This window comes from Pseudarthrobacter sp. NPDC058362 (assembly GCF_042723515.1).
Classification (GTDB): Bacteria; Actinomycetota; Actinomycetes; order Actinomycetales; family Micrococcaceae; genus Arthrobacter.
On record NZ_JBHXIW010000001.1, the window covers coordinates 383,021 to 406,443 of the forward strand.

At 66.5% G+C, this 23,423-nt stretch carries 26 protein-coding genes; 14 read left to right on the plus strand and 12 right to left on the minus strand.

Annotated elements, in window-relative coordinates:
• Positions 1-14: 14 nt before the first annotated feature.
• Positions 15-701, minus strand: coding sequence for a potassium channel family protein (locus tag ACFWIX_RS01720; protein WP_377214380.1), 687 nt, complete (start codon positions 699-701; stop codon positions 15-17).
• Positions 694-2,127, minus strand: coding sequence for a TrkH family potassium uptake protein (locus ACFWIX_RS01725; protein ID WP_377214381.1), 1,434 nt, complete (start codon positions 2,125-2,127; stop codon positions 694-696). The genes ACFWIX_RS01720 and ACFWIX_RS01725 overlap by 8 nt, the downstream gene beginning before the upstream one ends.
• Positions 2,128-2,227: 100 nt before the next feature.
• On the opposite strand from ACFWIX_RS01725, the gene ACFWIX_RS01730 reads away from it, so the two are divergent.
• Both ACFWIX_RS01730 and ACFWIX_RS01735 read left to right on the plus strand, forming a co-directional pair.
• Positions 2,228-3,439 (plus strand): acetoin utilization protein AcuC, encoded by a 1,212-nt coding sequence (locus ACFWIX_RS01730; protein ID WP_377214382.1) that lies wholly within the window; start codon positions 2,228-2,230, stop codon positions 3,437-3,439.
• 78 nt (positions 3,440-3,517) lie between these two features.
• Positions 3,518-4,105 (plus strand): ArsR/SmtB family transcription factor, encoded by a 588-nt coding sequence (locus ACFWIX_RS01735; RefSeq protein WP_377214383.1) that lies wholly within the window; start codon positions 3,518-3,520, stop codon positions 4,103-4,105.
• Between the two features lie 9 nt (positions 4,106-4,114).
• On the opposite strand, the gene ACFWIX_RS01740 is transcribed toward ACFWIX_RS01735, so the two are convergent.
• The gene (locus tag ACFWIX_RS01740; protein WP_377214384.1) at positions 4,115-5,482 is read right to left on the minus strand and encodes an alpha-hydroxy-acid oxidizing protein; all 1,368 of its coding nucleotides are present in this window, start codon (positions 5,480-5,482) and stop codon (positions 4,115-4,117) included.
• A 305-nt stretch (positions 5,483-5,787) separates the two neighbouring features.
• On the opposite strand from ACFWIX_RS01740, the gene ACFWIX_RS01745 reads away from it, so the two are divergent.
• From ACFWIX_RS01745 to ACFWIX_RS01755, 3 genes are all read left to right on the plus strand, one after another.
• Positions 5,788-6,888 carry a 3-deoxy-7-phosphoheptulonate synthase gene (locus tag ACFWIX_RS01745; protein ID WP_377214385.1) on the plus strand — a complete coding sequence of 367 codons (1,101 nt, stop codon included), beginning with the start codon at positions 5,788-5,790 and terminating at the stop codon, positions 6,886-6,888.
• A gap of 147 nt (positions 6,889-7,035) precedes the next feature.
• Positions 7,036-7,248: a helix-turn-helix domain-containing protein gene (locus ACFWIX_RS01750; protein WP_377214386.1), complete on the plus strand. Its 213-nt coding sequence runs from the start codon at positions 7,036-7,038 to the stop codon at positions 7,246-7,248.
• Between the two features lie 151 nt (positions 7,249-7,399).
• Positions 7,400-7,498, plus strand: a complete 99-nt coding sequence (locus ACFWIX_RS01755; RefSeq protein WP_003792170.1) for a 30S ribosomal protein bS22 — start codon at positions 7,400-7,402, stop codon at positions 7,496-7,498.
• A gap of 139 nt (positions 7,499-7,637) precedes the next feature.
• On the opposite strand, the gene ACFWIX_RS01760 is transcribed toward ACFWIX_RS01755, so the two are convergent.
• Positions 7,638-8,456 (minus strand): HAD family hydrolase, encoded by an 819-nt coding sequence (locus ACFWIX_RS01760; protein ID WP_377214387.1) that lies wholly within the window; start codon positions 8,454-8,456, stop codon positions 7,638-7,640.
• A 105-nt stretch (positions 8,457-8,561) separates the two neighbouring features.
• Between ACFWIX_RS01760 and ACFWIX_RS01765 the strand changes: the two genes are divergently transcribed.
• The 3 genes from ACFWIX_RS01765 to ACFWIX_RS01775 all read left to right on the plus strand — a co-directional run bounded on the left by ACFWIX_RS01765 (position 8,562) and on the right by ACFWIX_RS01775 (position 11,297).
• On the plus strand, positions 8,562-10,184 hold the full coding sequence (locus ACFWIX_RS01765; protein ID WP_377214388.1) for an FG-GAP-like repeat-containing protein: 1,623 nt from the start codon (positions 8,562-8,564) through the stop codon (positions 10,182-10,184).
• A 75-nt stretch (positions 10,185-10,259) separates the two neighbouring features.
• Positions 10,260-10,514 carry a glutaredoxin family protein gene (locus ACFWIX_RS01770; RefSeq protein ID WP_377214389.1) on the plus strand — a complete coding sequence of 85 codons (255 nt, stop codon included), beginning with the start codon at positions 10,260-10,262 and terminating at the stop codon, positions 10,512-10,514.
• Positions 10,515-10,601: 87 nt separating this feature from the next.
• Entirely contained in the window at positions 10,602-11,297 is a 696-nt protein-coding gene (locus tag ACFWIX_RS01775; protein ID WP_377214390.1) for a redox-sensing transcriptional repressor Rex, read from the plus strand.
• Between the two features lie 67 nt (positions 11,298-11,364).
• Here ACFWIX_RS01775 and ACFWIX_RS01780 read toward each other — a convergent pair whose 3' ends face one another.
• Positions 11,365-12,171 carry a hypothetical protein gene (locus ACFWIX_RS01780; RefSeq protein WP_377214391.1) on the minus strand — a complete coding sequence of 269 codons (807 nt, stop codon included), beginning with the start codon at positions 12,169-12,171 and terminating at the stop codon, positions 11,365-11,367.
• A gap of 189 nt (positions 12,172-12,360) precedes the next feature.
• A complete protein-coding gene (locus ACFWIX_RS01785; protein WP_377214392.1) occupies positions 12,361-12,909 on the minus strand; it encodes a YceI family protein in 549 nt (182 codons plus the stop codon).
• Between the two features lie 214 nt (positions 12,910-13,123).
• Here ACFWIX_RS01785 and ACFWIX_RS01790 point away from each other — a divergent pair, with 214 nt between their 5' ends.
• The 5 genes from ACFWIX_RS01790 to ccsB all read left to right on the plus strand — a co-directional run bounded on the left by ACFWIX_RS01790 (position 13,124) and on the right by ccsB (position 18,111).
• Positions 13,124-13,804: a histidine phosphatase family protein gene (locus ACFWIX_RS01790; protein ID WP_377214393.1), complete on the plus strand. Its 681-nt coding sequence runs from the start codon at positions 13,124-13,126 to the stop codon at positions 13,802-13,804.
• A 94-nt stretch (positions 13,805-13,898) separates the two neighbouring features.
• Positions 13,899-14,477, plus strand: coding sequence for a TlpA family protein disulfide reductase (locus ACFWIX_RS01795; RefSeq protein WP_377214914.1), 579 nt, complete (start codon positions 13,899-13,901; stop codon positions 14,475-14,477).
• A gap of 6 nt (positions 14,478-14,483) precedes the next feature.
• Entirely contained in the window at positions 14,484-15,239 is a 756-nt protein-coding gene (locus tag ACFWIX_RS01800; protein ID WP_377214394.1) for a cytochrome c biogenesis CcdA family protein, read from the plus strand.
• Positions 15,239-16,999, plus strand: coding sequence for a cytochrome c biogenesis protein ResB (locus tag ACFWIX_RS01805; RefSeq protein WP_377214395.1), 1,761 nt, complete (start codon positions 15,239-15,241; stop codon positions 16,997-16,999). Before ACFWIX_RS01800 ends, ACFWIX_RS01805 begins: the two co-directional genes overlap by 1 nt.
• A complete protein-coding gene (gene ccsB, locus ACFWIX_RS01810) occupies positions 16,999-18,111 on the plus strand; it encodes a c-type cytochrome biogenesis protein CcsB (RefSeq protein ID WP_377214396.1) in 1,113 nt (370 codons plus the stop codon). Before ACFWIX_RS01805 ends, ccsB begins: the two co-directional genes overlap by 1 nt.
• Before the next feature lie 30 nt (positions 18,112-18,141).
• Here the strand turns inward: ccsB and ACFWIX_RS01815 are convergent, their stop codons facing one another.
• Positions 18,142-18,546: a PLDc N-terminal domain-containing protein gene (locus ACFWIX_RS01815; RefSeq protein WP_377214397.1), complete on the minus strand. Its 405-nt coding sequence runs from the start codon at positions 18,544-18,546 to the stop codon at positions 18,142-18,144.
• Positions 18,547-18,607: 61 nt separating this feature from the next.
• On the opposite strand from ACFWIX_RS01815, the gene ACFWIX_RS01820 reads away from it, so the two are divergent.
• Positions 18,608-18,919, plus strand: coding sequence for a DUF4229 domain-containing protein (locus tag ACFWIX_RS01820; protein WP_377214398.1), 312 nt, complete (start codon positions 18,608-18,610; stop codon positions 18,917-18,919).
• Between the two features lie 44 nt (positions 18,920-18,963).
• On the opposite strand, the gene ACFWIX_RS01825 is transcribed toward ACFWIX_RS01820, so the two are convergent.
• The 5 genes from ACFWIX_RS01825 to ACFWIX_RS01845 form a co-directional block, all read right to left on the minus strand.
• Complete coding sequence (locus tag ACFWIX_RS01825) at positions 18,964-19,845, minus strand: 1,4-dihydroxy-2-naphthoate polyprenyltransferase (protein WP_377214915.1); 882 nt, start codon at positions 19,843-19,845, stop codon at positions 18,964-18,966.
• A 76-nt stretch (positions 19,846-19,921) separates the two neighbouring features.
• Entirely contained in the window at positions 19,922-21,133 is a 1,212-nt protein-coding gene (locus ACFWIX_RS01830) for an AMP-binding protein (protein ID WP_377214399.1), read from the minus strand.
• A gap of 14 nt (positions 21,134-21,147) precedes the next feature.
• Positions 21,148-22,101 (minus strand): 1,4-dihydroxy-2-naphthoyl-CoA synthase, encoded by a 954-nt coding sequence (locus ACFWIX_RS01835; RefSeq protein ID WP_377214400.1) that lies wholly within the window; start codon positions 22,099-22,101, stop codon positions 21,148-21,150.
• 22 nt (positions 22,102-22,123) lie between these two features.
• Positions 22,124-22,564 (minus strand): VOC family protein, encoded by a 441-nt coding sequence (locus tag ACFWIX_RS01840; protein WP_377214401.1) that lies wholly within the window; start codon positions 22,562-22,564, stop codon positions 22,124-22,126.
• 71 nt (positions 22,565-22,635) lie between these two features.
• Positions 22,636-23,397, minus strand: coding sequence for a CPBP family intramembrane glutamic endopeptidase (locus tag ACFWIX_RS01845; RefSeq protein WP_377214402.1), 762 nt, complete (start codon positions 23,395-23,397; stop codon positions 22,636-22,638).
• Between the last annotated feature and the right edge of the window lie 26 nt (positions 23,398-23,423).

A 23,423-nucleotide genomic window follows, 5' to 3' on the forward strand; every position in this document is an offset into this window, starting at 1 on the left:
GGTGCGCTGAGGGACTAGGGGCGGGCGGCGAAACGCTCCAGCAGGTCCACGTGGCCGGAGACGATCAGCATGTCGCGCGAGGACACCTTGGTCTCCGGCCGGGCGTAGGTGAAGTCCTCGCCCGGGGACTTCACGCCAACAATCGTCACGCCGTACTTGGAGCGCACCTTGGATTCGTCCAGCGTGAAGCCCACGGTCTCGCGCGGCGGGTACATCTTGACGATCGCAAAGTCGTCGTCGAACTCGATGAAGTCCAGCATTCGGCCGGATACCAGGTGGGCCGCGCGCACGCCGGCGTCCGCCTCCGGGTAAATGACGTGGTTGGCACCGATTCGGGTGAGGATCTTGCCATGCGAGGGGGTGATCGCTTTCACCCACAGGTGCTCGATGCCCAGGTCCACCAGGTTGACGGTGATCAGCACCGAGGATTCGATGGACGTCCCAACGCCCACGACGGCGGAGCTGAACTCCTGCGCCCCGAGCTGGCGGAGGGCGTCGATATTCGTGGCATCGGCTTCCACCACGTGCGTCAGCAAGGGCGCCCATTTCTGGACCAGGGACCGGTCGCGTTCGATGGCCAGGACCTCTCGGCCCTGCTTGACCAGCTGTTCCGCGGTGGAGGAACCGAACCGGCCCAGCCCGATGACCAGTACCGGGGCGTTATGGGCAGGGCGCCGGGGAGCGTCTGAGGAACTAGCCAATGATGGGCCTCTCTTCGGGGTAGTGGTACAGCTGGCTGCGCTGGCGCAGGGCCAGCGCGGCGGCGAGGGTGACGGTACCGACGCGGCCGGCGAACATCAGGGCCGTCAGGACATACTTGCCCGCAGGCGCCACCTCGGCGCTCAGGTTGGTGCTGAGGCCGCAGGTGGCGAAGGCGGAAATTGTTTCAAAGAGTACCCGGTCCAGTGATTCCCCGCTGATGTGGAGCAGGAGGAAAGCTCCCAGGGAAACGAGTGTTGCGCCGGCCACGATCACCGAGATGGCAACGCGCATGGCGCCCTCCGGGATGGTCCTGCCGTAGATCTTGACGTCGGTGTCGCCCCGGGCCTCCGCCATGATGGCCAGGAACATGATGGCGATGGTGGTTACCTTGATGCCGCCGGCCGTCGACGCCGAGCCGCCGCCGGCGAACATGAGCGCGTCCGTCAGCAGCATGGTGGTGGATTCCATCTGGTTCTGGTCCACCAGGTTGAAGCCGCCGGACCGCATCTGGATGGACGCGAACAAGGAGTGCATGACTTTGTCGCCGGTTCCCATCCCGCCGATGGTGGAGCCGTTTTCCCACTCCATTGCCGCCCAGGACAGCGCGCCGGCCAGGAAGAGGATCAGCGAAACCTGGATGGTCAGCTTGGTGTGCAGGTTCCAGCGTTTCCAGTTCAGCCCGTTCTGCTGCAGGACCATGACCACGGGAAAGCCCAGGCTGCCCACGAACACGCCCACCATGATGGGGACCAGGATCCACAGGTCATTCTCGAACGGGATGATGCCATCCGCGTGGGCAGTAAAACCGGCGTTATTGAACGAGGAGATGGCATAAAAGACCCCGTGCCAGAGCGCCTGGCCGGGGCTCTCGCCGATCATGAGAAATCGGGGCACCAAGATCACGGCCAGAGTCGCTTCGATGACAACCGAGGTGGTGATGACGATCCGCAGCAGCGTGCCCACCTCGCCCAGGCGGCCGGCGTTGTTCATGGACTGGGCCGCGATCAGCTTGCCGCGCACACCCAGCCTCTTGCTGACCATCAGCGCCAGCAGGGAGGCAAGGGTCAGGGTGCCCAGGCCGCCCACGAAAATCGCGATCAGGATGATCAGCTGCCCGAAGAAGGACCAGTGCGTGGCGGTGGTGACCACGGTCAACCCGGTCACGCACACCGCCGAAACTGCGGTGAACATTGCATCGTGCAGAGGGGTGGACTGGCCGTTGGCTGCGGCGGCGGGCAGGGACAGCAGGCCCGTGAACAGCAGAACCACCAAGCCGAACGCGGTCAAGGCCAAGCGTGCCGGTGAAGTGTTGGCCACCGTATCGATGAAGTCGCGGAGCCGCGTCAGGACCCAGAGCCCCGTGTGCTCGCCGGAGCCCTGCTGCCAGTCTGCCTGGGTGGCGGGCCTCGACTCGCGCTGCGTCATGTGGCTTTCCTCGGTTGAAACGGCTTCCTTCAGTAGTAAACCACTAATGCCGCGTAATGGCCGGGCAGTGCGATGGCCGTGCTCGGGTAGCCTGTGATTGATGACATACCTCCCCGGCCTCGCCCAGCCCGCGCCGCCGACCCTGGTGGTGTGGAGCCCGGACATGACGGCCTACAACTTCGGGCCAGGCCATCCGATGGCACCGGAACGCATGGACCTCACCGCCCGGCTGGCCCGCAGCCTGGGCCTCTTCGACCTGGCGCACGTCACGGTGGAGGCTCCGGACGTCGCTTCGGACCCCGAACTGGAAACGGTCCACTCGGCCGACTTCGTGGCCGCGGTCCGCCGTGTCAGCGCCGACCCGGAAGAACCTGACCTGGAACGGGGCCTGGGCACCGAGGACGACCCCGCCTTCGCCGGCATGCACGAGGCCGCTGCCCGGCTTGCCGGCGGTTCGCTTCTGGCGGCCACCAGCATCCTGGCCGGGTCGGCAGTCCACGCAGTCAATTTCGGCGGCGGCATGCACCACGCCTCCCGTGAACGCGCCAGCGGTTTCTGCATCTACAACGACGCTGCCCTGGCCATCCAGCGGCTGCTCGATGGCGGTATCCAGCGCGTGGCGTATATCGACGTCGATGCGCACCACGGCGACGGGACGGAAAGCATCTTCTGGGACGACCCCCGGGTCCTCACCATTTCGCTGCACGAGAGCGGCCTGACCCTCTTTCCCGGCACCGGATTCGCCAATGAGATCGGCGGTGGGCAGGCGGAGGGGACAGCGGTCAACGTCGCCCTTCCCGCGGGAACGGGCGACGCCGGCTGGCTGCGCGCGTTTTACGCGGTGGTGCCGCAGCTGGTCGCCGCCTTTGCTCCCGAGGTGATCGTCAGCCAGCACGGCTGCGACTCGCACCGTGATGATCCGCTCACACACCTTAACCTGAGCGTGGACGGCCAGCGGGAGGCCGCCACCGCCGTGAAGAACCTCGCGGAACGCCATTGCGGCGGCAGGTGGATCGCGACCGGCGGGGGCGGATACAGCGTGCTGGACGTGGTGCCCAGGTCCTGGAGCCATCTGGTGGCGATCGCTGCGGCGCGGCCGGTGCCGGTGCGCACCCCAGTCCCGCAGGACTGGCGGCAGTACGTCGGGGAGAAGTTCGGGACCGCCGCGCCTGCCCTGATGGGCGACGACGTGGAGCTATGGTGGCGGTCCTGGGAGGTGGGTTTCGACCCGAACGATGCCGTGGACCGCACCGTGATGGCCACCCGCAAGGCTGTCTTCCCGCTGCGCGGACTGGATCCCTGGTTCGACTGACCGGGGCCGCTTGTTTCACCGCCTGCACCCCGCGAAATAGTTGATGCCTTTCGGCGTATATGTCGCTAGGGTGGAGGCATGGTGACAGACGACGTATTTGCCGTCATTGCGGAATCGACCCGGCGGGACATCCTGGTGGCCCTGCGCGCGGGGGACAAGGCTGTTGGCGAGCTGGTGGAGGAGCTTGCGGCAAGCCAGCCCACGATTTCGAAGCACCTGAAAGTGCTCCGCGAGGCGCAGCTGGTGAGCATGCGCGCGCAGGGCCAGAAGCGCTACTACGCGCTGAACCGGGAACCGCTGGAGGGCATTTCGCACTGGCTGGAGACGTTCGACGTCGGCAGCGCAGCCGCCGCCCGCACCGCGCCGGCCGCACGGGAAACCCACGCGAAGCCCGGTGCAGGCCGCCCGTCGTCGGGAACCGCCGCCCGTTCCACTGCTGAATCGTCGGCCGGTGCGCCGGACGAGGTTGCTGCCGAGGCCGTTTCTGCTGGCGTCCTGGCGAGGGACGGTGCGGAACTGAGTCCCGCCGTCGTGATTCCCGGCGGAACTGCTGCCGCGCTGAGTGACGACACCGTGCCCCAGCAGATTGGCCGCAGCGTAGGCCGCGCCGCCACGAAGGCCGCGGACCTGCTGGCGAACCTCCCCAAGTTCGGCCGGAAGAAGTAGCCCGCGAGCCTATTTACCTAGCAGGCGCACGTGATCCGGGGTGAGCTCGGAGATCCGGCTGGTGCCCAGCAGCGCCATGGTGCGGGCCATGTCCTTTTCGAGGATCTGCAGGGTGCGGTCCACGCCGGCCCTGCCACCGGCCATCAGCCCGTACAGATACGCCCGGCCGATCAGCGTGAAGTCCGCGCCGAGCGCCAGTGCGGCCACGATGTCAGCACCGCTCATGATGCCGGTGTCGAGCATGATCGCCGCGTCCGCGTTGTCCCTGGTAAAGGCTTCCTTGACCTCCGGAAGCAGGTGGAACGGAATCGGCGCGCGGTCCAGCTGGCGGCCGCCATGGTTCGACAGGATTACGCCGTCCGCGCCATGGTCAACAACCCGGCGGGCATCCTCGACGGTCTGGATGCCCTTGACCACGAGCTTGCCCTTCCACGTTTCACGGAGCCAGTCGAGGTCCTCGAAGGTGAGCGTGGGGTCGAACATCGAGTTGATCAGGTCCGCCACCGTGCCCGTGTAGCGGGACAGGGAAGCGAAGGTCAGCGGCTCGTGGGTCAGGAAGTTGAACCACCAGGCCGGGCGGTAGGACGCGTCCAGGACGGTCTTGAGGGTCAGTGCCGGCGGGATGGTCATGCCGTTGCGGACGTCGCGGAGCCGGGCGCCGGCCACCGCGGTATCTACCGTGACCATGAGCGTGTCGTTGCCGGCCTTGGCGGCCCGTTCGATCAGTTCCAGGGAACGGTCACGGTCTGTCCAGAGGTACAGCTGGAACCAGTTACGGCCGTTCGGCGCGGCCGCGGCGACATCCTCGATCGAGGCAGTGCCCATCGTGGAGAGGGTGTAGGGGATGCCGGCGGCCTCCGCAGCCTGCGACCCCGCGTACTCGCCCTCAGACTGCATCATCCGGGTGAATCCGGTGGGCGCGATGCCTACGGGAAGGCGCGACGGCTTGCCGAGGATTTCCGTGCTGAGGTCGATGGTCGACACGTTCCGGAGGATCCCGGGACGGAATTCGATGTCCAGGAAGGCTTCGCGGGCGCGGCGGAGCGTGATTTCGCCTTCCGCGGCGCCGTCCGTGTAGTCGAACGGTGCCTGCGGCGTGCGGCGCTTGGCGATGTCCCGGAGTTCCCAGATGGTGCTGGCGCGCTTGAGCCTGGCGTCCTTGCTGAACTCCGGCTTCTTGAACTGCATCAGCGGCGCGAGGTCCGAGTACTTGGGGATCCGGCGCTTGAGGGCGGCGGGAACCCTGGCGGCGGGAACTTTGGAGCCGGAAGCAGCGGACGACGCCGGCGCGCCAGCAGGTGCCGGCGCTGCGGGAATGTCCGTGGTTTCCGGAGCGGGGGTCGCCTCGGGGCTGCTGGGCTGGAGCGTGTGCGTCATGGCGTCCTTCGTTGGGCGTGCTGGCGTGGTCTGCCTCACACTGTACGTGATGTGGTCGGACCACATCAACCCCCGAATGTTACGGCGTGATTTTTGCCGATGGCGTGGGCCGCGGTTATCGTCTTTCCATGACTAACCGTTGGTATGCGTATTTTTCGTTGGCTCTGGAGGGGCCCGCGTCTAACTGACACGCATCCAACTACCTTCAGAGCCAACAGGGCAGAGATCACTCTCTGCCCTTCGCCGTTTCTCCGGCGGGTTCTGAATTCCGGGCCCGCTTCCCATCTGGAACAGGACCCCATCACATGAACACCGCAACAGCCCAGAACTCCACGTCAAACCTGCGAGTCAGCGAATTCACCGCCCTCCCCACGCCCCAGGACCTCATCGCGGAGCTGCCCCTGGACGAAAAGGCGGCAGGCGTCGTCGAACGCGGACGTGACGAAGTCCGCGCCATCATGGACGGCGTGGACGACCGCCTCCTGGTCATCGTCGGCCCCTGCTCCATCCACGATCCCCAGGCCGGGTTGGAATACGCCCGCCGGCTGGTGAGCCAGGCCGAGAAGCACAAGGAAGACCTCCTGGTGGTCATGCGCACGTACTTCGAAAAGCCGCGCACCACCGTGGGCTGGAAGGGCCTGATCAACGATCCCCGCCTGGACGGCAGCCACGACATGGTCACTGGCCTGCGCACCGCCCGGCACTTCCTGCAGCAGGTCACCGCCCTGGGCCTGCCCACCGCCACCGAATTCCTGGAGCCGATCAGCCCGCAGTACATGGCAGATTTGATCGCGTGGGGCGCCATCGGGGCCCGGACCACCGAAAGCCAGATCCACCGCCAGCTTGCCTCCGGGCTGTCCATGCCGATCGGCTTCAAGAACGGCACCGACGGCGACCTCCAGGTGGCGATCGACGCCTGCGGTGCCGCCGCGGCAGCCCAGTCGTTCCTGGGGATCGACGGCGACGGCCGGGCCGCCCTGGTGGCCACCGCCGGAAATCCGGACACCCACGTGATCCTCCGCGGCGGCCGCAAAGGACCGAACTACTCGGCAGCCGACGTCGAACGTGCTTCCGAAAAGCTCGCCGCCAAGCACCTGAACCCCCGCCTGATCGTGGACGCAAGCCACGCCAACAGCGGCAAGAGCCACCACCGCCAGGCCGAGGTGGCCCTGGAGATCGGGGCGCAGCTGGAGGACGGCGGAACGGCGGCCCAGGCGGTGGCCGGCGTCATGCTGGAGAGCTTCCTGGTAGGCGGCGCGCAGAACCTGGACGTGGCGGAGAACGCGGCGGGGCAGGCTGACCTTGTGTACGGCCAGAGCGTGACGGACGCCTGCATGGAATGGGACGTTACGGTTTCCGTCCTGGACCAGCTGGCGGCGTCGGCCCGGAAGCGCCGGACCGCATAGAGAAAGTGCCCGCCGGTACTTTCACTTCTGCCACAGGAACAACTAGAGTGTCCAAATAGGTGGTTGGTGGATGGCTCAGCATCAGAACACCGCATTGGCATTACATGGGGTCACTGTGTCCATCCGTCAGCAAAGGAATTCAAGGAAATGTCGGCAGAGCAGAACTTCTCCAACGCGAAGTTCCTGACCGTGGCTGAGGTAGCCCAGGTCATGCGGGTCTCCAAGATGACGGTCTACCGTCTGGTCCACGCCGGTGAACTGCCGGCCGTCCGCTTCGGCCGCTCTTACCGGGTACCGGAAACCGCCGTCGAACAGTACCTGCAGGGTGCCGTGGTGGAAGGGCACACGGAGACCGCCTGAGCAGGACTGTCAGGAGCCGCTCCGGATAAGCGGTACCCTGTTAAGGAACGTTTTACGTCATTGTAAGAATCTGTCAGTTGTCAGTTCGTTGCTCAGTCCGCGAACCATTTCCATCAGACAGGTACTGCATCTAGTTTGGTAAGGAACTTTCGTGGGTTCAGTTATTAAGAAGCGTCGCAAGCGTATGGCCAAGAAGAAGCACCGCAAGCTGCTTCGCAAGACCCGTCACCAGCGCCGCAACAAGAAGTAAATACTTCGCACAGCGTGGAACTGCCCGTCGCCTTCATGGCGGCGGGCTTTTCTTTTGCCGCAGTCCTGGGCTTGTTCGCGGAACCGGGCCTTGAAGGGCCGGATCCGCGAAGAAGCTTAGGACGGAAGAGGGACCAACCCTAGATGCGGGGGCCGCGCATGCGGGCGAAGCCTTTCCAGAGTCCGTACACCGCGCCGCAGACGGTGGCGGCCTTGAGCCCGAGCGTTGCGGCACGCCGTCCGGCCCGGAAATCGTAGACGGGCCAGTTGTTGTCGCGGGCATGCCTGCGCAGCCGGGAGTCCGGGTTGATTGCCACCGGGTGGCCCACCAGAGTCAGTAGTGGAATGTCGTTATAGGAATCGCTGTAGGCCCAGCAGCGCTTCAGGTCCAGGCCTTGGGCGTGCGCAAGTTCCTGGACAGCCACGGCCTTGGCGGAGCCGTGAAGGATGTCGCCTACCAGCCGGCCGGTGTACAAGCCTTCCGAAATCTCCCCCTCCGTGCCCAGCGCTCCGGTCAGGTCCAGCCGCGTGGCGATCACCGTCGCCACCTCGATGGGGGTGGCGGTCACCAGCCATACCCGGCGTCCGACGCGCAGATGCTGTTCGGCGAGGGCCTTGGCGCCCGGCCAGATCCGCGAGGCGATCATCTCGTCGTAGACCTCCTCGCCCAGGATCCTGACGTCATCGACGCTGATGCCCACCGCCAGGCTGAGAGCCGAATCGCGGACGGCATGCACGTCATCCATGTTTTCCCCGCGGGCCATGAACATGAACTGCTTCCACGCCATCCCGGCCGCCTGCCGCAGCGTGAAGGCCCCGCGCTGGTGCATCTTGCGGGCCACGTGGAACAGGCTGGCCCCGCGCATCAGGGTGTTGTCCACATCGAAGAACGCCGCCTCGCCGGGCTGCGGCGCCGCAACCGGCTTGGTGACTACGGCGACGTATTTCTCCTCGGGCATGGTGTCGAGTCTAGTTGTTATGTCCGCCGACGTTAGGGAGGCCCGGAAGCTGGCGGCCCGCCGCTTCCCGGACCTACACTGGGTGGAGGCAAAGGAGCGGCGGCGATGGATGCTGAAGGTCGTCATTCAGGGAGTCAATCCCGCGCGCGGCGGTCCGGGAAGCGGTCCCTGACGGCCGTGCTCGTGTTCCTCGCGCTCCTCCTGGCTTCCGTCCCCGGCACGCCTTCGGCGCAGGCTGCATCGCTCAGTGGCCACGATATTTCGTGGCCACAATGCCCGACGGCGGTGGGCGGCTATGGCCTGCCCCTACCGCCCGCGTCGTCCCAGTTCGTTATTATCGGCCTCACGAAGGGGCTCCCCTTCACCGAGAACCCGTGCCTGGCGAGCCAGGTGGACTGGGCCAGGACCAACGGCAAGCCGGCGCACGCGTACACCATGGCGGCTTTCCCCACGCCTGCCCAGCTCGCCACCTACGGGACGCGGGGGCCCTGGTCCGCCGCCACCCGCGCTGGCCAGCTCTCCAACGTGGGTTACGCCGAAGCACGGTTCGCGATCGACAGCCTGGCCCGGGTGGGCTTTACGCCGCCTGTGGTGTGGATCGACGTGGAACCCCGGCCGGCACAGCCTTGGCCCACGGCCACCGCAGCCCAGCAGCGCGAAAACCGTTACATCATCGAAGGCATCATGCGCGCCCTGCGGGATGCGAAATTCTCGTACGGCCTCTACTCCTACGAGTCCGGGTGGGCAGGCATCACAGGCTCGTGGCGCCTGCCGGGCGTTCCGGTGTGGGCAACGGCCGGCAGGCTGGACTATCCAGGCGAGGCCCTGGACCGCTGCCGCCAGCCGAGTTTCTCCGGAGGGCGCGTCTATATTTCGCAGTGGTACGACGACACCCGGGACTATGACCTGACCTGTGATCCGTACGCGTTCACGCCGTTGCCCGTTCCGGCATCGAGCCTCTCGGGATCGACCGGGGACTTCAACGGCGACTGGAACACGGACATCCTTGCCCGCCTGCCCGCCACGGGCGAGCTGCGCATGTACCCCGGGAACGGCCGGGGAGGCCGGCTACCCGGCGTGGTGATCGGCAAGGGCTGGAACATCTTTAATTCCCTCGAGACACCGGGCGACTTCGACGGAGACGGCGCGCTGGACGTCATGGCCCGGGAGACTTCCACCGGCTACCTGTGGCTCTACCGTGGCAACGGTACCGGCGGCTTCCTGCCCCGAGTCCGCATCGGCAACGGCTGGAACATCTTCAGCGCCATCGTGGGCCCAGGCGATTTCAACGGCGACCAACGGGTGGATGTCCTCGCCAGGGAAACAAACGGGAACCTGTGGCTGTACCGCGGAAACGGTACCGGTGGCTTCCTTCCCCGGGTGCTCGTCGGCAGCGGGTGGAACATCTTCAGCGCCATCGTCGGCCCGGGGGACATGAACGGCGACGGCGCCGCCGATGTCCTGGCGCGGGAAAGTGCCACGGGTTACCTGTGGCTGTACCGGGGCAACGGCGCAGGAGGCTGGCTGCCCCGCGCCCGGGTGGGCAGCGGATGGAACGGAATGACCGCCGTCGTAAGCCCCGGCGACTTCGACGGCGACCGCCGCCCCGACCTGCTGGCCCGCGACGGCGCCGGTTACCTGTGGCTCTACCCCGGCAGCGGCGCCGGCGGCTTCCTGGCACGGATCCAGGTGGGGCCGGGCTGGAACGGGCTCTCGCCGCTCTTTTGACGGCATTCCGTCGGGCGGGGCCTGGGACGCGCCCGTCCGTCACCGCGTCCCCGCGAACGGGGCTACCGTTAATGCATGGTTACCCCGCGCGTCGTACTGATCACCAAATCCGAGTGTCACCTTTGCGAAGAGGCACGCGACGCCGTCGGACGCGTTACTGCCTCGCTAGGCCTGGACTGGACGGAAGAATCCGTGGACCAGCGCCCGGAACTGCGGGACCGCTACGCCGAGGAGATTCCGGTCGTGCTGGTGGACGGTGTCCAGCGCGACTTCTGGAAGATCGACGAAAACCGCCTGCAGCGCGTGCTGGAGCGCGCCATGGCGCAGTAAGGGAGCCGGTTCACGTGATGGCGGCTGCTTTGTTGGCACCGGCGGAGGGGCCCTAGAGTGGAGTCACGACGCAGCACAAAGGAGGGGATGGCCGCGATGGACCACACTCCGCATCCGGTTGCGGACCTTCCGGGCGCGCCGGGGAAGGAAATTCCCCCAGCCGCCGTGGCGCGGCTGACCATCTACCTGCGCGCGCTGAACTCTTTAATGGCCGACGGCGTGGAGCGGGTTTCGTCTGAATCCCTCGCCGAAGTCTCCGGCGTGAGTTCGTCCACGCTGCGTAAGGACCTATCGCACGTTGGGTCCTACGGGACGAGGGGCGTCGGCTACGAGGTTCAGTACCTCAGCCGCAACATCGCCGCGGCCCTCGGCCTGACCCATGACTGGAAAGTGGCGATTGTGGGTGCCGGCAACCTGGGCAAGGCCCTGGCCCGGTATGGCGGGTTCGAATCCCGCGGTTTCGACGTAGTGGCCATCTTTGACGCCGACCAGATGGTGGTGGGCAATGAGGTGGGCTGGCTGCGGGTCAGCGACGTGGCGGATCTGGAGCCAGTCCTGCAAAGGACCGGAGCCAACATGGTGGTGCTTGCGCTGCCCGCGGCCGTCGCCCAGGACGTCTGCGACCGGGTGGTCGAGGCCGGAGTCCACAGCATCCTTAGCTTTGCCCCGGTCATCCTGCAGGTGCCCGACGGCGTCAACCTCCGCAAGGTGGACATGGCCACCGAACTTCAGATCCTGGCGTACCACGCGCAACGGGCGCAGGCTCCGGAACAGACCGCCTAGTTCCGGCTGTGTCCGGGGCTGCGCCCGTTGCTGTGCGCGGGTGACGCCGCGTGCAGATGCTGTGTGGTTACCGGCCGTACGGGTTGCCCATGCCGCCGCCGTATGGGTTGGCGAAAGGCTGCCGGCGGAAGTAGGGGGCGGTGGCAGGCAGGTAGAGCAGGATGATGGCCGCGATGCCCAGCAGCGTGCCGAGGGTTCCGATGGTGAGTCCCGCAAAGAGCCCGGGGACGGAGAACGCCGCGAGAACTGTTCCCAGGATGCGGGCCCAGTTCTTGCCCTTCCGGACAAAGACAGCGACCAGCAAGTACAGCGCCGCCCCAATGATGCCCAACACCACCATGGTGCCGGCGATGATGCCCTTGATGTCGTTGTAGCTGACCTGGTTGCCACTGCCCTCGAGCTGCCGTTCAAATTCCTGGCGGAACACGGGGTTGTCCAGGTCCCCCAGGCCCATGAGCAGCGAAATGACAAAGATGGCGCCCGATGCAATCAGCAGCCAGAAGGACACGTTGACCAGCTGCGGCACCTCACCCTTGCCGCCGCCAGGCTGCTCGGACGGGTACTGGGTGTAGGGGGACTGGCCGTACGGCTGCTGGCCGTAGGGGGACTGGCCATAGGGCGGCTGGCCGTACTGTGGCGGGTTCTGGCCGTACGGTACCGGGTCGCCCGGCTGCTGACCGTAGCCAGGAGCCGGGGGCGGGTTCTGGCCGTATTGCGGCGCATTCTGTCCATACTGGGGCGGGTTCTGGCCGTATTGCGGCGCATTCTCACCGTAGCGGGGCGGCTGATTCGCTGAACCGCCCGGGTTCCCCGCACTGTTTCCCTGCTGGGGATCGTTCGGTCCGGGCGGCGGGGGGACAGGGGGAGTGCTCATGGGCGGTCCTTTTCCAGAAGTGCTTCCAACGGTACTGCCGGGATCGGTCCTGCCCTTCCCCCGGCATGGCTTAGCTCAACCGTACCCCCGCGCGGGCGCGTTGTGGGGACAACGGGGCTTAAAACAGCACCCCGGCGCCGGGCTGCCGGAGCCGGGTGCCGGGGTGCGGGTGTTGGTGGAAGCTAATGCCTATGCTGCTGGGGCAATGAAGGCCAGTTCCAGGTTGATGGCAACCTTGTCGCTGACCAGCACCCCGCCGGTCTCCAGGACAGCGTTCCAGGTCAGGCCGAAGTCCTTGCGGCTGATGGTGGTCTCAGCGGAGACGCCGGCGCGGGTGTTGCCGAACGGGTCCACTGCAACGCCGTTGAATTCGGTTTCCAGGACCACCGGACGGGTAACGCCCTTGATGGTCAGGTCTCCGGCGAGCTCGTAGCTGTTGCCCTTTGCCACGAGGCCATTGGACACGAAGGTCATCTCGGGGAACTTCTCCACGTCGAAGAAATCTTCGCCCTTGACGTGGCCGTCGCGGTTGACGTCTCCGGAGTCGAAGCTGGCGGTCTGGATGGTGGCGTTGACCTTGGAATCGGCAACGTTCTCGGCGACCTCAAGGGTGGCCGCTGCCTCGGTGAACTGGCCGCGGACCTTGCTGATGCCTGCGTGACGGACAGTGAAACCGATCTCGCTGTGGGAGTTGTCCAGTGTCCAGGTGCCGGTGGTGACGTCTGCGGGAAGTGCCATGTTGATGCTCCTTATATGGAAGTGCTGTGCGGTTGTGCGGTGCGTTCAGGTCGTTGACGCTTCATCTGTTGAAGTCTCAACTAAATGCTGCAACTAGTATAAACATGCGTTTGCATGTTTTGTTCCCTCCGGCGGGAACTTTTTTCGAAAATCTCCGGTTCTACCGGATGTAGAAGATTTCGGATCGCACGCCATCTTTGAGAAACTGGTAAACATGCCCCAATCCACTGTCCATTTGCTCCGCCATGGCGAGGTCCATAATCCTGACGGCGTGCTGTATGGCAGGCTGCCCGAATTCCACCTCTCGGAGCTGGGCCGCCGGATGGCTGAGATGCTCGCGGAGCACTTCGTCCGGCGCGCGGCCGCAGGGGCCCGGATCACCTACCTGGCCGCGTCCCCGCTGGACCGGGCGCAGGAGACCGCCCGCCCCACGGCGGAGGCGCTGGGCCTGGAGATCCACACGGACGGACGGATCATCGAGGCGGAAAATTACTTCGAGGGCCTGAAGGTCACCAAGGCCGAGCTGCGCAAGCCCAAGCACTGGCCCCACCTCGTCAACCCCCTCCGCCCGTCCTGGGGTGAACCGTACAAGGAGCAGGCGGCCCGGGTCATGGCCGCGGTCCAGGAAGCACGGCTTCGTGCCATCGACCTGGCCGGCAGCGATTACGGCGCGGCGGGTCCCGAAGCCATCATGGTCAGCCACCAGCTCCCCATCTGGGCTACCCGGCTCAGCGCTGAGGGCAAGCCCCTCTGGCATGATCCGCGCAAGCGCGAGTGCACGCTGACCTCCATCACCTCGTTGGTGTTCGACGACGGCGGCTCGCTTCTGCGCGTCGAGTACACCGAGCCGGCAGCCTCCCTTCTTCCCGGTGCGGCCAGCACGCCGGGAGCCTGATCGTGATGACTGAGGGTAAGTAGTGAGCGAGACGAACAACGGCAATCACGGCACCGGGCGCGCGCCTTCGGCGCCGGCCGCCTCCCGGCGCAGCATCCTGGCTGCCGGCGGCCTCACGCTCGCGGCCCTGAGCCTGGGCCTGTCCGCCTGTGCGCAGGAAGACGCGCTGGCCAAGCAGGCCCGTGCCGGGGACAACAAGAACTACGTGGCCGGAGATGGCTCCGTCACCGAATTCGCTGCGACGGACCGCAAGGCCCCGGTACAGGTGACCGGAACGCTCTTCAACGGCACGGCAGTCACCCCCGCGGATTTCCAGGGCAAAGTCACCGTGCTGAACTTCTGGTTCGCAGCCTGCGCCCCCTGCCGGGTGGAAGCCCCCATCCTTGAAGACCTGCACCAGGAGTTCAAGGATCAGGGCGTCCAGTTCTTTGGCGTGAACCTGCGCGATGAGAAGGCCACCGCCGAAGCGTTCGACAAGACGTTCGGCCTGACCTACCCCAGCTTCGACGACAAGGACGGCGGCGTGCTGCTGGCCGTCTCCGGCATCGTCCCGCCCGGAGCTGTTCCCACCACCCTGGTCCTGGACAAGCAGGGCCGCGTGTCCGCCCGCGTGCTTGGCGAGATCGAGCGCGGCACCCTGAAGGCCCTCATCGCCGCGGCCGTGGCAGAGTAGCCAGCCGTGAACAGTCCATTCGCCGAAGCAATCCTCAACGGTTCGCTGCTGCTGGCCATCCCGGTGGCGCTGTTGGCCGGGCTGGTCTCTTTCCTGTCCCCCTGCGTGCTGCCGCTGGTTCCCGGATACCTGGGCTACGTCACGGGCCTGAGCGGCGTTGACCTCCAGAAGCAGAAGCGCGGCCGGATGCTGGCCGGGATCGGCCTGTTCGTCCTGGGGTTCTCCGTCATTTTCGTGCTGTTGGGCGGCGCGTTCGGGCAACTGGGGACGCTGATCACGGGCAGCCAGAACGCCTGGATCACGCAGGTCCTTGGCATCCTGGTCATAGTGATGGGCGTGGTGTTCATGGGCGGCTTCGGCTGGCTCCAGCGGGACGCCAAAATCCATGCCAAACCGCCGGCGGGGCTGTGGGGCGCGCCGCTGCTGGGCCTGACGTTTGGCTTGGGCTGGGCGCCGTGCATCGGCCCCACCTATTCCGCCGTTCAGCTCCTGAGTCTCTCGGGCGGGTCCTCCGCGGCCAAGGGTGCGTTCCTCGCCTTCGTGTACAGCCTGGGCCTGGGCATTCCGTTCCTCCTGATCGCCCTGGGTCTCCGCCGCGGCATGGGCGTGATGGCATTCTTCCGTGAACACCGCGTGGCCATCCAGCGCACCGGCGGCGGCATCCTGGTGCTGCTGGGCCTGCTGATGGCCAGCGGCGTGTGGGGCGCCTGGGTCACCGAGCTGCAGTACTGGTTCCAAACCGACGTGAAGTTGCCGATCTGATGAGCGAGCGTGTGAACGAAGAAGCGAAATCCGCCGTGACAGAGGCGAAACCCGAGTCCAAGGCCAGCGGCAACGCCGGCGCGAAGGCCGAGGCCGCCCTGCCGGTACTGGGTCCCCGGGAGATGCTCCGCTGGGCCTGGACCCAGCTGACCAGCATGCGCACGGCGCTGTTCCTGCTGCTCCTGCTGGCCGTGGCCGCCGTGCCGGGTTCCCTGTTCCCGCAACGGCCCGCCAACCCCTCCGTGGTGACCCAATACATCAAGGACAACCCGGACTACGGCAAGATCCTGGATTCGCTGCAGCTGTACGACGTCTACTCGTCCGTCTGGTTCTCCGCCATCTACCTGCTGCTCTTCACCTCGCTGATCGGCTGTGTGGTGCCCCGCGCCATAGCCCATTACAAGGCGATGCGCTCCCAGCCGCCGCGCACCCCCAAGCGCCTCTCCCGCCTGCCCGAGTACGGCACGCTGGCCATTCCCGCACGTGCCGGGATCCCGGCGTCGGACGCCATCAACGGTGCCGCCGCACTGCTGAGGAAGCGCGGCTACCGCGTTGAGGTGAGGGACGACGGCGGCGCGGAGCCATCTTTAGGGGCCGAGCGCGGCTTCCTGAAGGAAGTGGGCAACCTGGTGTTCCACACGTCGCTGATCGGCGTGCTGGTGTCCGTGGCCGCTGGCGGCCTGTTCGGCTACAGCGGCCAGCGCATCCTGGTGGAGGGTGACACGTTCGTCAACACCCTGGTGGGTTACGACCAGTTCACGCCGGGCACCAACTTCCAGTCCAGCCAGCTGGAGCCGTACTCGGTCCAGCTGGACAAGTTCGACATCACGTTCGACCGTGAATCGCAGGGGAAGTTCGGCCAGCCCATCGACTTCTCCGCCGCGGTGACCACCAGGGAAAGCCCGGAAGCCCCTGCCAGGCAGGAAATCCTGAAGGTCAACGATCCGGTCACCCTGGGCGGCACCAGCATCTACCTGACCGGCAACGGCTACGCGCCCGTGGTGACCATCCGCGATGGTGAGGGCAACGTGGCCATGCAGGGGCCCGTGGTGGCCAAGCTGCAGGGCGACAACTACTACTCCTCCGTGGTCATCAAGGTCCCGGACGCGAAGCCCGACCAACTGGGTTTCGTGGGCTTCTTCCTGCCGACGGCGTTCGTCACCGATGAAGGCGTGTCCTTCAGCGGCGACCCGGACCTGTTCAACCCGCAGCTGACCCTGAACTCGTTCTACGGCGACCTCGGCCTGGACGCCGGCGCCCCGCAGAACGTCTTCGAGCTGGACGTGGCGGACCTGACACCGCTCAACGCCCGCAACCTGGACGCCGGCGGCATCACCCTGGCTCCGGGCACCAGCTACACCCTGCCGGACGGCAAGGGCAGCATCAGCTTCGACGGCGTGAAGCGGTACATCGGCGTGGACATCCACCACAACCCCGGCCAGCTGTATGCGCTGATCTTCGCGCTGCTGGCCGTGGCCGGCCTGGTCGCCTCGCTGTACATCAACCGTCGCCGCGCCTGGGTACGCACCGGAACCTCCGACGACGGCAGCACCACGGTGGAGTACGGCCTCCTCGCCCGCGGCGAAGACCACCGCCTGGCCGGCGAGGCCGCCGCCATCCGCCGGCTCCTGACCACCGAATGGCAGCTGGACAACGACTCCGACGCTCCGCAATCCCAGCAAACCCCCAGCAGCCCCAGCGCTAATGACGCAGGCAGCCCCACCCCAGCAAGCCCCGCCGGGCCCGAAAAGGACCACTAATGCCGTACGGAATCAACGAAACCATGGGCCAGTACAGCGAGCTCTTCATGCTGCTCGCGGCAGGCACCTACACCGTTGCCTTCATCGCCTTCGCCTGGGACCTGGCCAAGAGCAGCAAGGCCCTGCGCGCCATCGACCTCAAGGCGGCACAGGCGGGGGGACAGGTGGCTGTTCCGGCCGTCGTGGGCGCCGGCGCGTCCGGTGAGCCGGCAGCCGCCGGTGACCCGGACTCAGGCGCGTCCCGCCTGGACGGGCCCGCGGGGCGGGCCGAACGTCCGTCGTCGTCCGCGGCCAAGGCGTCCGGGACGGGCGGGGCGGTAATGGCCGACGCCGATATGAAGTACGCGGGTGAACGCCGCGCCCCGGCGCGGGTCGCCGTCGCCCTGACCATCCTGGGCGCCGTCATCCACGGCGCCGGCGTGGTCACCCGGGCGCTCGGTGCCGGCCGCGTGCCGTGGGGCAACATGTACGAGTTCCTTACCACCGGCGCGTTCGTGGCCATCGCCGTTTTCCTGCTGGTGCTGATCCGCCGCGACCTGCGCTTCCTGGGCACCTTCGTGGTGGGCCTGGGCATCATCATGCTGGTAGCCGCCTCCGTGGCGTACTGGACCCCCGTGGGACACCTCGTTCCGGCTCTGCAGAGCTACTGGCTGATCATCCACGTGTCCATCGCGGTGCTCTCGTCCGCCCTGTTCACGCTGGCATTCGCCATGTCCGCACTGCAGCTGGTCCAGGCGCACCGGCAGAAGACCGTGGCCGCGGGCGGCCCCGACAAACTCGGCTTCATGCGCCTGGTCCCCTCCGCACTGAGCCTGGAGAACCTCTCCTACCGCATCAACGCCATCGCCTTCATCGGGTGGACGTTCACGCTGATGTTCGGCGCCATCTGGGCCGAGAAGGCCTGGGGCCGGTTCTGGGGCTGGGACACCAAGGAGGTCTGGACGTTCGTCATCTGGGTGGTATACGCGGGCTACCTGCACGCCCGCGCCACGCGCGGCTGGACGGGGACCAGGGCGGCCTGGCTGTCGATCGTGGGCTACCTGTGCGTGATCTTCAACTTCACCATCGTGAACCAGTTCTTCAACGGGCTGCACTCGTACTCAGGGCTCTAAAGCTCCTGCGGACTTAGGGCTCCTGCAGGTTTAGGGCTCCTGGGGGCCCGGCGTGCCGGTGTCGCGGCCGCCCGTGTCGCGGGGGTCGTGGCCGTTGCGCTGTTCCCGCGCCTTCGCTTCCAGCTCATCCTTCAGCTTCTGCAGCCGGGCCGCCTCGGCCTGGTTGCGGCGGCGGGCCTCAAGGTTGCGGAGGAAATCGGGGTCGTCATCGGGCGCCGTCGGGTGCCGGTAGGTCTGCGGCTGGGCCGAACCGCCGCGGGGCCGGCCCATCAGCAGCCACAGGATTGCGCCCAGTACGGGCAACACGATCATGACCACGATCCAGGCGGGCTTGGAGATGCCCCGGGTGAGGCGGGCATCAGTGCGGATCACGTCCACCAGGCCATACACGAAGATGACGAGGACTGCGACGGCCAGAGCCACACGGAGGAGCATGCCATCAAGTCTATAGCCCGCGGGAGCAGGGGCTTCCGGCGGGGGCGGCTAAACTTGAATAGTGGCCGTTTTGAAATATTCCCTGATCCGTTTGGCACTCTTTGTGCCCCTGTTCGTGCTCTTCCTGTTCCTGCAGCTGGGCGCATTGATGTCTGTGGTGGCGGCTGCACTCATCGCCTTCGCCGTAAGCTACCTGTTCTTCCAGAAGCAGCGGGATGAAGCTGCTGCCGCCCTGCACCACCGCTTCTCCGGCAAGGCCAAGCCCATACGCTCCGCCGGCGAGGTTCAGGATGCAGACGCCGAAGATACTTTGCTGGACGCCAACCCGGACGCCACCATCCGCAACGACGCCACGGAGCGCAAGAACCCGTAGCGCCCGGTTCCGTGGCTGGACCCGTACTGCTGGATCCCGTACCGCTAGAGCCCGTGGCTGAGCACAAGTCCCGCTGAGAACAGCACGCTGTACCCGAGGTTGATCAGGCCCGTCTGCTTCAGGACGGGGATCAGGCTCTTGCGCTTGCGGCCGTTGATCATGAGCCAGGCCGGCATCAGGCAGGCGGGGATGAGCAGCAGGACGATCAGCATCCACGGCCGTCCCGGAGCCAGCACCACCACCAGCAGGATGGCCACGGCGAGCATCAGGACGTAGCTCTCGCGGGCGTGCTTGTCGCCCAGACGGACGGCCAGGGTCTTTTTGCCGGCCTGGATGTCCGTGGGAATGTCACGGACGTTGTTGGCCATCAGCAGCGCTGTGGCAATCAGGCCGGTGCCCACCGCACCGATGATGGCGGGCAGGTTGATCTGGCCGGCCTGCGTGTAGGTGGTGCCCAAGGTGGCCACCAGGCCAAAGAAAACGAACACGAAGACGTCGCCCAGTCCCAGGTAGCCGTAAGGGTTCTTGCCACCGGTATAGCCCCAGGCGGCCATGACGCAGCCCAGCCCCACCAGGATCAGCCACCAGCTCTGGGTGATGACAACGAGGATGAGCCCGCAGGCCATCGCCGCGGCGAAGGCGCCGAACGCGGCATATTTGACGTGGTCGGGTTCGGCGGCGCCCGAGCCCACCAGCCGCAGCGGGCCCACCCGGTCGTCGTCGGTTCCGCGGATGCCGTCCGAGTAATCATTCGCGAAGTTCACGCCCACCTGCAGCAGGAGCGCCACCAGCGCCGCCAGGATTGCATTCAGCAGAAGGAATGAATCCATCTCATAGGCTGCGGCGGAACCGATCAGCACCGGCGCGATCGCCGCCGGAAGCGTGCGAAGGCGGGCGCCCTTGATCCATTGTGCGGCTGTGGCCACGGTCAGTACCTCGTGTTGGCTCGGAAGTGCGGCAGGACGGGGGATGGTGCTTCCGCCGCTATGGTGCAGATCCACTTTACTTTCCCCGGTGCAGTGCATTCAGTTTCGCGGTCATGGCCAGGCGGTCCGGCTTCCCGTTCGGGAGCATGAGCAGCTCCGGCGCGGGCAGGACGGTCTTAGGGGCCAGGAGACCCAGCGTGCGGTGCCACTGCTCCTCCAGCGCGGCACCACGCTCTGCCAAACCTGCGCTCTGCAGCTCCGGTCCGGTTCCCGGCTGTTCCGGGACGGCGCCCGGCGCCAGCGCCACATAGGCAGTCACGGCCTGGCCCCATTCGGCGGACGGTACGCCGGCCACGAAAGCTGCGCTCACGCCGTCGGACTTTTCAAGCTCTTCCTGGACCCGCGCCGCGGACACCTTGATGCCTCCGGTGATGATCACGTCGTCGGCGCGGCCCAGCACGGTGAGCCGGCCGTCGTCGTCCAGGCGGCCCAGATCACTGGTGCGGTACCAGCGGACGCCGCCCTCCTCGAAGAAGATGCCCGTTTCCAGGTCCGGCGCCTCCAAGTAACCGGCAGCGATGGTGTCGCCGCCCAGGAGGATCCGGCCGTCCGGGTCCACGCGCACGGAGACGCCCTCCAGCGGGTAGCCGTCATAGACGCAGCCGCCGCAGGTTTCCGCGGAGCCGTAGGTGCTGATGACCCGCACACCGGCATCGCGGGCGGCCGCCATGAGCGGTGCCGGTGCCGGGGCTCCGCCCAGCAGCACCGCGTTGAAGCGGCGCAGTACGGCGAGCGTGTCCGGCGCAGGGTCCTGCAGGAGTCGCTGGAGCTGGGTGGGGACCAGCGAGGTGAAACGGATGGTGTCCGTCAGTTCCAGTGCCGCCGCCGTGAAGGCCTGTGGGGTGAACCCGCCGGACATGTCCATCACCCAGGGCCGGGTCCCTGCAAAAAGCGACCTGACCAGCACCTGGACGCCGGCCACATACTGGATAGGCAGCGCGAGCAGCCACTGGCCCTCGCCCTTGAGTGCGATCGCGGTGGCCATCGAGGACGCGGCCAGCGACTCCACGGTGAGCACGGCGGCTTTGGGCGCGCCTGTGGAACCGGAGGTGCGGACCACCACCACGGCGTCGTCGCAACCGGGCGTCTCCACATGCCCCACCATCAGTTCCCCGGTGGCATCGACCGAGAGTTCGACGGCGGGACCCTCACCGTGGAGGGCGGCCGAGAGAGCCTTCAGCGCGGGTTCGACATTGAGGGGGACCCCGGCGGACGGTTCGCTGTTCATATGCCGCTCCTGACTTAGAAGTAGTGCGGGAAGCTGGACCAGTCTGGGTCGCGCTTCTGCAGGAAGGCCTCCTTGCCCTCCACGGCCTCATCCGTCATGTAGGCCAGGCGGGTGGCTTCGCCGGCGAAAACCTGCTGGCCGGCCAGTCCGTCGTCGGCCAGGTTGAAGGCAAATTTAAGCATCCGGATGGCCTGCGGCGACTGGCGGGCGATGTCCGCCGCATACTCCAGAGCGACCTCTTCGAGCCGGTCGTGGTCCACGGATTCGTTCACGGCACCCATCCGGACCATGTCCTCGGCGGAATATTCGCGGGCCAGGAAGAAGATCTCGCGGGCGGCCTTCTGGCCGATCTGCCGGGCGAGCAGGGCCGAGCCGTAGCCAGCGTCAAAGCTGCCCACCGTGGCATCAGTCTGCTTGAATTTACCGTGCTCGCGGGATGCGATGGTCAGGTCGCTGACCACGTGCAGCGAGTGTCCGCCGCCGGCGGCCCAGCCGTTGACGACGGCGATGACCACCTTGGGCATGGTGCGCATCAGCCGCTGGACTTCCAGGATGTGTAGGCGACCGGCACGGGCCGGGTCGATGGTCTCCTGGGTTTCGCCGTCTGCGTAGCGGTAGCCATCCCGGCCGCGGATCCGCTGGTCGCCGCCGGAGCAGAACGAGTGGCCGCCGTCCTTGGGGGAGGGGCCGTTGCCGGTGAGCAGCACGGTGGCAACGTCCGGCGTCATGCGGGCGTGGTCCATGGCGCGGTAGAGCTCGTCCACGGTTCCCGGCCGGAAGGCGTTCCGGACTTCGGGCCGGTTGAAGGCGATCCGGACCGTGGGCAGGTCCCGGACCCATTGGCCATCGCTGTCCCGTTCCACCTGGCGGTGGTAGGTCATGTCCTGGAAGTCCTCAAATCCGGACACCAGGCGCCAGCGGGTGGGATCGAAAATGTCGGACACTTTGGACGGGATTTGGTTGCTCACCGTCCAAGTCTAGTAATCGGCCTCAACTGATGCAGAACTCGTTCCCTTCGGGGTCTGCCATCGTGTGCCACGAATGCGGCCCCTGGCTGGCGGACCAGAGGTACGTGGCGCCTCGGGCTTCGAGCTCCCGCCGGGCTTCGTCCTTGTCCCGGCCTGCGAGATTGACGTCCCAGTGCACCCGGTTCTTGACGGACTTCTCCTCCACGCCGGACTGGAAGAGGATGCGCCGGGCGGGGGCTTTGGCGTCGATTTCCTCCGGCGGACGGATGGCCGCACCGTCCTTCCACACCAGGTTGCCGCGATGGGTCATGGTCTGGTCCTCCGTGGCGTACCCCTGGCTGACCATGGAGCGAATGAAGGCCTCATCCTGCGGCTCCACCGACCACTGCAGCGTCTCCGCCCACCAGTCCGCGAGCTGGTGCGGCTGCCGGCAGTCAACGACGATCTGGATAGTGAGTCCCATGTGCCCACGCTACGGCCGCCCAGCCCGGCGCGGAACCCTTTCGGCACCCTCATGTTGGGCGTGAGCCTGGCTTAGGGCTGGACCTGCTGCAGCTGGTCGAAGACCTCCGGCGGGATGGCATAGAGGAAGACCACGGCCAGCAGGTTCTTCGCGGCGTGCACGAAGTAGGAGAACATCAGGTTCTTTCCGGTCCAGACATACACGAAAACCAGTGTGGCCCCCATGGCGATATACGGCATGAGTGCTGTCAGGGTGATGGCTTCCTGGCCGGCGATGTGGATGCCTGCGAACAGGATGACGGACAGGGCGCAGCAGAGCCAGGTGTTCAGGCGCCGGCTCAGCTTGCCGATCAGCAGGTGCCGGAAGATGTATTCCTCCACGAACGGACCCACCACCACCAGCAGCGGCACCATGAGCCAGGCCGGGACCTGCTGCATGAGCTCCTGCAGGCCTTCCTGGTTGGCGGACGTCTGGCTTTCGCCTACCCAGGAAACCAGGAGGGCAGTCAGGATGAGCATTCCGACGACGGCGGCGGGCACCATCAGCAGCGTGAACCAGGGGCGGGTGGCCAGGACCTGAAGGTCACGGTGCACTACCTTCCGGGCTGCGAGCAGGGCCAATATTCCCACGGAGGCATAAAAGAACAGGTTCACGACGTAGGAGAGGGCCGCGGGGGACGGGGCCAGGCTGCGCAGGAACGGTTCCAATAGTCCCGCCGCGATCCCGAACACTACCCCGATGGCGACATAAGCACCGAGTGCCGAGTAATCCAGGCGCGAGAAACGGTACATCCGGGGATCGGGTGCCGGCGGAAGCCGGCGGGCGGTACGCATATGTCCACCCTATCTCCCAACCAGGT

Excerpts from the sequence above, each read along its gene's own strand:
- ACFWIX_RS01760 (WP_377214387.1), bottom strand. The coding sequence starts at position 8,456 with ATGCCCGAGGAGAAATACGTCGCCGTAGTCACCAAGCCGGTTGCGGCG.
- ACFWIX_RS01785 (WP_377214392.1), bottom strand. The coding sequence starts at position 12,909 with ATGGCACTTCCCGCAGACGTCACCACCGGCACCTGGACACTGGACAAC.
- ACFWIX_RS01745 (WP_377214385.1), top strand. The coding sequence starts at position 5,788 with ATGAACACCGCAACAGCCCAGAACTCCACGTCAAACCTGCGAGTCAGC.
- ACFWIX_RS01730 (WP_377214382.1), top strand. The coding sequence starts at position 2,228 with ATGACATACCTCCCCGGCCTCGCCCAGCCCGCGCCGCCGACCCTGGTG.
- ACFWIX_RS01770 (WP_377214389.1), top strand. The coding sequence starts at position 10,260 with ATGGTTACCCCGCGCGTCGTACTGATCACCAAATCCGAGTGTCACCTT.
- ACFWIX_RS01725 (WP_377214381.1), bottom strand. The coding sequence starts at position 2,127 with ATGACGCAGCGCGAGTCGAGGCCCGCCACCCAGGCAGACTGGCAGCAG.
- ACFWIX_RS01815 (WP_377214397.1), bottom strand. The coding sequence starts at position 18,546 with ATGCTCCTCCGTGTGGCTCTGGCCGTCGCAGTCCTCGTCATCTTCGTG.
- ACFWIX_RS01765 (WP_377214388.1), top strand. The coding sequence starts at position 8,562 with ATGGATGCTGAAGGTCGTCATTCAGGGAGTCAATCCCGCGCGCGGCGG.
- ACFWIX_RS01840 (WP_377214401.1), bottom strand. The coding sequence starts at position 22,564 with ATGGGACTCACTATCCAGATCGTCGTTGACTGCCGGCAGCCGCACCAG.
- ACFWIX_RS01845 (WP_377214402.1), bottom strand. The coding sequence starts at position 23,397 with ATGCGTACCGCCCGCCGGCTTCCGCCGGCACCCGATCCCCGGATGTAC.
- ACFWIX_RS01830 (WP_377214399.1), bottom strand. The coding sequence starts at position 21,133 with ATGAACAGCGAACCGTCCGCCGGGGTCCCCCTCAATGTCGAACCCGCG.
- ACFWIX_RS01775 (WP_377214390.1), top strand. The coding sequence starts at position 10,602 with ATGGCCGCGATGGACCACACTCCGCATCCGGTTGCGGACCTTCCGGGC.
- ACFWIX_RS01735 (WP_377214383.1), top strand. The coding sequence starts at position 3,518 with ATGGTGACAGACGACGTATTTGCCGTCATTGCGGAATCGACCCGGCGG.
- ACFWIX_RS01790 (WP_377214393.1), top strand. The coding sequence starts at position 13,124 with ATGCCCCAATCCACTGTCCATTTGCTCCGCCATGGCGAGGTCCATAAT.
- ACFWIX_RS01780 (WP_377214391.1), bottom strand. The coding sequence starts at position 12,171 with ATGAGCACTCCCCCTGTCCCCCCGCCGCCCGGACCGAACGATCCCCAG.
- ccsB (WP_377214396.1), top strand. The coding sequence starts at position 16,999 with ATGCCGTACGGAATCAACGAAACCATGGGCCAGTACAGCGAGCTCTTC.
- ACFWIX_RS01750 (WP_377214386.1), top strand. The coding sequence starts at position 7,036 with ATGTCGGCAGAGCAGAACTTCTCCAACGCGAAGTTCCTGACCGTGGCT.
- ACFWIX_RS01740 (WP_377214384.1), bottom strand. The coding sequence starts at position 5,482 with ATGACGCACACGCTCCAGCCCAGCAGCCCCGAGGCGACCCCCGCTCCG.
- ACFWIX_RS01805 (WP_377214395.1), top strand. The coding sequence starts at position 15,239 with ATGAGCGAGCGTGTGAACGAAGAAGCGAAATCCGCCGTGACAGAGGCG.